Origin of the sequence: Yinghuangia sp. YIM S09857 (assembly GCF_051388915.1) — a bacterium.
Taxonomy (GTDB): domain Bacteria; phylum Actinomycetota; class Actinomycetes; order Streptomycetales; family Streptomycetaceae; genus Yinghuangia.
Window position 1 is genome coordinate 287165 of record NZ_JBPKBH010000007.1, and the last position, 7176, is coordinate 294340.

A 7176-nucleotide genomic window follows, 5' to 3' on the forward strand; every position below is an offset into this window, starting at 1 on the left:
CGGTGATCAGCGCCTCGGGGTCCGCGCCCCCGGCAAGCCGCCCGCCGACGGCCGCGGCGGCGTCGGCGAGTTTCGTGGCAATCACTGTTCGGTCTCCTCAAGCGGCGACTCGGACGGCGCCACGGCGCGGTCGCCCGCGGCGGCGTGCGCCGCGCGATCGGTGGTCGGGGCGGAAGCGGGGCCCGGGGTGCGTCCGGCGGTCGCAGCGGGGTCGGTGGTCGTGGCGGCGTCGGTGGTCGGAGCGGCCCGGCCGGGCCGGACGGCCCCGTCGGACGGGTCGGCCGCGCCGGGCGGGACGGCGTCGATCCTCCCACCGGCACCCGGTGCGCGATCGGGCGCCCCGGGAGCGGTGCCTGCGGACGCTCCGCCGCCGAGCCGCGGGTCGCGCTCAAGGCGGCGGCGCAGCGCGGCGCGCAGTTCGACGCGGTCGTCGAACGGGCGCACCTCGTCGCCGATCTTCTGGCCCTGCTCGTGGCCCTTTCCCGCGACGACCACGACGTCGCCCGGCTCCGCGCGGTCCACCGCCCACTCGATCGCGGCGGCGCGGTCCGGCTCGACCACGAGTTCGCCGTGCGGCTCCGGAGCTCCCGAGGCGCCCTCGACCATCTCGCCGAGGATCGCCATCGGATCCTCCGAGCGCGGGTTGTCACTGGTCAGGACCGCGACGTCGGCGAGGCGCACGGCCGCCGCGCCCATCAGCGGGCGTTTGCCGCGGTCGCGGTCGCCGCCGCAGCCGAGCACCACGTACAGCCGGTTCGCGGTGACCTCGCGCAGCGCGCCGAGCAGCGTCTCGACCGCGTCCGGGGTGTGCGCGAAGTCGACGACCGCGGTGAAGGGGGCGCCCTCGTCGACGCGTTCCATGCGGCCGGGCACGCCGGGGACGGCGGCCACCCCGGCGACCGCGACGTCCACCGGGATCCCGGCGGTGACGAGCGCGACGACGGCGAGCGCGGCGTTGGCGATGTTGAACGGGCCGGGCAGGCGCACGGACGCGTCCGCCTTCACGCCGTCGGGGCCGACCAGCCGGAAGCGGCTGCCGTCGGGGCCGAGTTCGGCGTCCTCGACGCGCCAGTCGGCGCCGGGGGCGCCGGACGGGGACACCGTCGCGATCGGGATGGCCGATGCCTCCGCGACGGCGCGGCCGTACTCGTCGTCCACGTCGACCACGCCCGCACGCGCCCGCCGAGGGGTGAACAGGTCGGCCTTGGCCCGGAAGTACTCCTCCATCGTGCCGTGGAAGTCCAGGTGATCCTGCGTCAGGTTGGTGAACAGCGCGACGTCGAACACCGTGCCGTCCACCCGGCCCATCGCGAGGGCGTGGCTGGAGACCTCCATCGACACGGCGGTCACGGCGTTCTCCGCCATCGCGCCGAACAGCGCCTGGAGGTCCGGGGCCTCGGGCGTCGTCATGGAACTGGACACCACCACGTCGCCGATCCGGGTCTCGACCGTGCCGATCAGACCCGTGGCGTGCCCGGCCGCGCGCAGGCCGCCGTCGAGCAGGTAGGCGGTGGTGGTCTTGCCGTTGGTGCCGGTGACCCCGAAGAGGGTCAGCGCGCCACCCGGATGGTCGTAGACCCATGCGGCCGCCTCGCCCAGGCGGGAGCGCGGGTCGTCGACCACGACGACCGGCAGGCCCGCGGCGCGGGCCCGTTCCGCGCCGTCCGGATCGGTCAGCACGGCGGCGGCGCCGAGACCGGCGGCCTGGGCCGCGAAGTCGGCGCCGTGCGCGCGGGAGCCGGGCAGTGCCGCGTACAGGTCGCCGGGGCGTACGGCACGGGAGTCGTGGGTCACGCCGGTGAGCACGACACCGGCGGGTGCGGGCTCCCCGGCCGTCCCCGCCGGGCCGGGGTCCGCCCCGAGGAGGTCGTACAGGCCGGACAACGGTCGGGGGCGCACGCGGGCGGGACGGCGGAGAACTCGATCGGGCACGGCGGTGAGGCTACCTGCTTTTGCGGGCTGTCGAAGCACGCCGGGCACGGCCCCGACGCCGCCGCCGGGAGCCGTCACCGCTTCCACTCCACGGGGATCTCGGGCGACTCCGTCCCGGCGGGCGGGATCTTGCGGGTCTGGAGCGCGAAAGACATGACGTCCTTGAAGACGGGCGCGCACAGGGTGCCGCCCCACTTGCCGTTGACCGGCGCCTGGATGGTCACCGACACCACGATCTGCGGGTTCTCGGCGGGCGCGAAACCGATGAACGACGAGGTGTAGCCGTTGTAGCCGCCGACCTTCGGGTCCACCCGGTTGGCCGTGCCGGTCTTCCCGGCGACCCGGTAGCCGGGGATCTGCGCCTTGTTGCCGGTGCCTTCGTCGTCGGCGACGACGGACTCCATCATGTCGGCCACCGTCCGCGCGGTCTCGGGGCTGACGACCTCGGTGCGCTGCGGCGCGGGGGCCGGGCGGACCTTGCCGTCGGGGCCGGTGGTGCCCTTCACGAGCGTAGGGTTGATGCGCACGCCGCCGTTGGCGATGGTCTGGAACACGCTGGTGGCCTGGAGCGAGTTGAGCGAGAGGCCCTGGCCGAACGGGATGGTGTACTGCTGCGCACCGTCCCACTTCTGCGGGGGCGGGAGCAGGCCTGCGGTCTCGCCGGGGAAGCCGATCCCGCTCTTCGAGCCCATGCCGAACTTGCGCAGGTACTCGTCGAGCTTCACGTTGGCGGCGGCCTGGTCGTGGCCGAGCTTCTCGGCGGCCAGGATCGTGCCGATGTTGCTGGACTTGGCCAGCACGCCGTTGAGCGTCAGGTACCACGTGCCGTGGTCGACGTCGTCGTGGAAGACACGGTCCGCGCGTGGCAGCGTCCCGGGCACGATGACCTGGGTCTCGGGCCCCGCCTTGCCCTCCTGGATGACCGCGGCCATGGTCATGACCTTGCTGGTGCTGCCGGGCTCGTACGCCTCCTGCATCGCGCGGTTGCCCATGTCGGCGGGGTTGGCGGCGCCGAGGTTGTTCGGGTCGAAGCCGGGGGCGGTGGCCATCGCGAGGACTTCGCCGGACTTCACGTCCTGGACGACCACCGTGCCGCTCTCGGCGCCGGCTTCGGCGACCTTTTGGGCGATCATCTGCTCGGCGTACCACTGGATGTTGCGGTCTATGGTCAACTGCACGTTGTCACCGGCGACGGCGTCCTTGCCCTTTTTCCCGGCGGTGGGGATCTGGCGCCCGAGGGAATTCTCGTACGTGACACTGCCGTCGCGCCCCGCGAGCTGCTTGTCGAGGGCGAGTTCGAGGCCGCCGGCGCCCTTGTCCGAGGCGTTGACGAATCCGACGAGATTCGCGGCGACCGAACCGGCGGGGTAAATCCGCTTGCTGTGCGGGCTGGCGTAAATGCCGACGAGATCGTCGCGCTTCTCGTCGGAGAGTTTCTTCTGCGCCTCCTTGATACGGGTCCACACGGCGGGGTCGACCTGCTTGGCGAGAACCACGTAACGGGATTTCGGCGTCCGCAGTTGTTCCTCGATCTTGACGGGGTCACCGCCGACAATCGGTGCGATCGCCTGTGCCGTCGCGGTGGGGTTGTACTGCTGCACCTGCGTCGGATCGGCGGTGATGTCGTACGCGTCGACCGACGTCGCGAGGGTCACGCCGTTCGCGTCGACAATGGTGCCGCGATCGGCCGGCAGGCGAACCGTCTGCATACGCAGGCTATTTGCGTCGGCCGCGTATGCGGAGGCGTCGAGCGCCTGCAACTGGACAATGCGACCGACGAAGAGCGTCAGCACGATCCCGAGCCCGATGAGCCCGAAACGCAGCCGTCGCTTCGGGTCGCCGAGACGCAGCGTCCGCACCCGAACGGGCCCACGCCGCACCTCCCGCGGCACCGCCTCCCGCTCCCGCCGGACTTCCCGCCGCACCGGCGGCCGTCCGGCCCCGGCCTGCGGAACACTCCGCAACCGCGGCGGCCGCCGCTCAGCGGAAGGGGACGCTCCCTCTCCCCGCACAACCCGCCGCCGCGGATCCGCAGCCCGACCGTTGCCGGGACGCCGGTCCCGCGAATCAACCGGATCGCCGCTCCGGACAGGTCCGTTCGGCCCACGCCTTTCGCCGACGGCGCGGTCGCTGTCTCGCGGTCGGCCGCCGTCGCCGGGACGTCGCGGGCGATGGGGCCGCAGTGAGGCCCCACGCGGGTCACGCGAGCCACCGGGGTCAGCTCCGTCCGACCCGCGCACGTCGCCCCCGACACCCCCGCGATCGCCGGGACGGCCGCGACGCTCACGCCTGTCCGCGTCGACGCGGTTGTCGGGACGACCGCTCGACCGGCCGCCGCTCGCGAACCGGCGCCGCGGGCTGCCTGTGCCGCCCTCTCGATCGGCGTTCCCACCCGGCGCGCCGCCGCCCGCCCGTCCGTTCGACTCCCGCGGCTCGCGCGCGCCTCCGACGGCACGGCCGTCGCGTCGCTCTCGGTCACCCCTGCCGCGCGCATCGGCGCCGGGCCTACGCGGGTCCTCCGCGAATCGGCGGGGGCGTCCTGAACCCCCACCCGCCGCACCGCCGTTCGTGTCGCCGTCGCCGCCCGCTGCGGCACGGCGCTCGTCGGCGGCAGAACGCCCCTCGCGCCGGTCCGACCCGCCGGGGCGCCCGCCGCCGACGAATCGGCGCCGCGGATCGCCGCTCCCCGCACGCCCGTTCGACCCTCGCGCGTCGCCCGACTCGCGCTCACGCGGACGAGCCGACCCCCCGCTCGGCTGCCCGCCTCCGACGAATCGGCGCCGCGGGTTGCCCGGGCCGCCGCCACCGGCCGCGCCGTCGCGATCGGAACCTCCGCCCGATGCACCGCCCGGATCGCCGCCCCCCGCACGTCCGTTCGACCCCCGCGCCGCGCGTGCGTCGCCTTCTCGGCGGCTGCGTCCGTCCCCCGCACGCCGCTCGTCCCGTCCTCCGGCTTCGCCGTCCCTCGCGCGTAGGCGGCGATCGCTCGCAGGAGTGTCGTCGCCGCGGAGCATGCGGCGGGCCCAGCCGCCCAGCGCGCCGCCGGTGTTGGCACTGCCGTCCGGGTGGCCGCTCGGTCGGCGCCGTCGCGGATCGCCGTTGTCCGTACGTCCGTTCGACCCGCGAGCCGCACCCGCACCGCCGCGTCCGGGCTCGTCGGGTCGACGCTCGCGCCCACCGCTCCCGTCGTCCGCCGGCCCAGGCGGCCTGCGCGGGTCGCCCGGGTGCCGTCCGCGCGGGCCGGTGCGACCGGTCTCGCCGCCCGCGCGGGAGCCGCCCGGGCCGTTGTCGGCCGGGCCGGCCCCGCGTTGCGTGTCCCGCGCGTCGTCGCGGGACTCGTCGTCGCCGTCGCGCCCACGCCCGTCTTGCATCTCGCTTCTCCCGACCTCACCGGCAGTCCGCCACGCACCAACCAACGCCCCCGAGCCGGGCGTCCGCCACCCGACGCGCCGTCGTGCGCGCACATCTCACGCACGCCGCACGTCCGACGACGCGCGGTTGCCGCGGCGGGTTCCGAGCGGAGCCGTACCGGCCCCGTCCCGAGCACGGGGCCGGTGGGCTCCTTCGCCGCCGCGGTCCCGAGGGCCGCGGCGAGTCGTGGGCGGCGGCGCGGTCAGCGCGGCGGCGGCGCGGTCTGGCCGGTCGGCTGCGTTGCCGGGGTCTGCTGCACCGGTGCCGTCGCGGTGGCCGGCGGGGCCGGGGTCGCGCTCGGCAGGATGGTGGGTTGCGGCGGCGTCGTCGGCAGGGTCGGCGGGGTCGGCGTCGGGGTGGGCCGCGGCGACGCCGGTTTCGGCGTTCCGAAGATCTGGCCGGTCACCGGGTCGATGAACACCGGCGTGGTCCCCGGCACCATGCCCAGCTCCTCCGCCTTGCGCGCCAGTTCGCTCGGCGCCGACACCGCTTCGAGTTCGCGGCGCAGCGCCTGTTCCTCGTCGCTGAGCCGCGCGTTCTGCTTCTTGAGCCGCGACTGTTCGAACGAGCCCTGGTTCAGCGCGGTGTTGAGCAGCAGCAGGCCCAGCAGGCCGCCGCCGAGCAGCAGCACCATCAGCAGCACGAAGGGGGTCCGCGACGTCGGCGCCCCCGCGGAACTCCGCGCCGGCGCGCGCTCCGACCGGTCGCTCGTCACGAGTCCTCCCGTACGCGCTCCGCGGCCCGCAGCCGCGCCGACGCCGCGCGCGGGTTCTGCCGGACCTCCTCCTCGGTCGCCCCCTCCGAGGCGCGCGTGAGGAGCTTCAGGGTCGGCTTGAGCTCGTCCGGCACGACCGGCAGGTCCGGCGGCGCCTTGCTGGTCGCGCCGACCGCCAGGGCCCGCTTGGTCATGCGGTCCTCCAACGAGTGGTACGACAGCACGACGATCCGGCCGCCGACCGCCAGCGCCGCGACCGCGGCCGGCAGGGCGCGCTCCAGGACCGGCAGTTCCTCGTTGACCTCGATGCGCAGCGCCTGGAACGTGCGCTTCGCCGGGTTTCCTCCGGTACGCCGGGTCGCCGCCGGAATGGCGTTCCGCACCAGGTCGACCAGCCGCGCGCTGTCCGTGAACGGCTCCCGCTCGCGCTCCCGCACGACCGTGTCGGCGATCCGGCGCGCGAACCGCTCCTCGCCGTACACCTTGAGGATCCGCGCGAGGTCCGCGGCAGGGTAGGTGTTCAGCACCTCGGCCGCGGTGATGCCCCGCGTCGGATCCATCCGCATGTCGAGCGGCGCGTCCTGGGCGTACGCGAACCCGCGCTCCGCCTCGTCCAGTTGCAGCGACGAGACGCCGAGGTCGAACAAGATGCCGTCGATGCGCGGTACGCCCAGCCGGGCCAGCACCGCCGGCAACTCGTCGTACACCGCGTGCACCGGCGTGAAGCGCTCGCCGAACGGCGCGAGGCGGCGTCCGGCCCGGGCCAGCGCCTCGGGGTCGCGGTCGAGCCCGACGAGCCGGACCTGTGGGAAGCGCGTGAGCAGCGCCTCGCTGTGGCCGCCCATGCCGAGGGTGGCGTCGACGACGACCGCGCCCGGCCGGTCCTCCAGCGCCGGGGCGAGCAGGTTGACGCAGCGGTCGAGCAGGACCGGGACGTGTGCGTGGCCGCCGCTGCCGGGGGTTCCCGGGGCGTCCGGCGCTCCGAAAGGGGACGAGGTACCGCCGGGCGCTGCGGGAGGCTTGGCGGTCGCGTTCATCTCGACCCTTTCGGTGGTGCTGCCGCGGTCGGGGCGGCGGGCTCGGGTGGCCGCCGGGCCCGGCGGCGCGCGGTCGGAGGT

The 7176-nt window shown here is 75.0% G+C and carries 4 protein-coding genes; all 4 read right to left on the bottom strand.

Annotated elements, in window-relative coordinates; all coding sequences use genetic code 11:
* Positions 1-81: 81 nt before the first annotated feature.
* The gene (locus tag ACRX5S_RS17550; RefSeq protein ID WP_436773875.1) at positions 82-1932 is read right to left on the bottom strand and encodes a UDP-N-acetylmuramoyl-L-alanyl-D-glutamate--2,6-diaminopimelate ligase; all 1851 of its coding nucleotides are present in this window, start codon (positions 1930-1932) and stop codon (positions 82-84) included.
* A gap of 74 nt (positions 1933-2006) precedes the next feature.
* On the bottom strand, positions 2007-3791 hold the full coding sequence (locus ACRX5S_RS17555) for a peptidoglycan D,D-transpeptidase FtsI family protein (protein WP_436773876.1): 1785 nt from the start codon (positions 3789-3791) through the stop codon (positions 2007-2009).
* A 1754-nt stretch (positions 3792-5545) separates the two neighbouring features.
* Positions 5546-6058, bottom strand: a complete 513-nt coding sequence (locus ACRX5S_RS17560; protein ID WP_436773877.1) for a cell division protein FtsL — start codon at positions 6056-6058, stop codon at positions 5546-5548.
* A complete protein-coding gene (gene rsmH / locus ACRX5S_RS17565; protein ID WP_436774056.1) occupies positions 6055-7095 on the bottom strand; it encodes a 16S rRNA (cytosine(1402)-N(4))-methyltransferase RsmH in 1041 nt (346 codons plus the stop codon). Before rsmH ends, ACRX5S_RS17560 begins: the two co-directional genes overlap by 4 nt.
* Positions 7096-7176 lie beyond the last annotated feature (81 nt).

Excerpts from the sequence above, each read along its gene's own strand:
- rsmH (WP_436774056.1), bottom strand. The coding sequence starts at position 7,095 with ATGAACGCGACCGCCAAGCCTCCCGCAGCGCCCGGCGGTACCTCGTCC.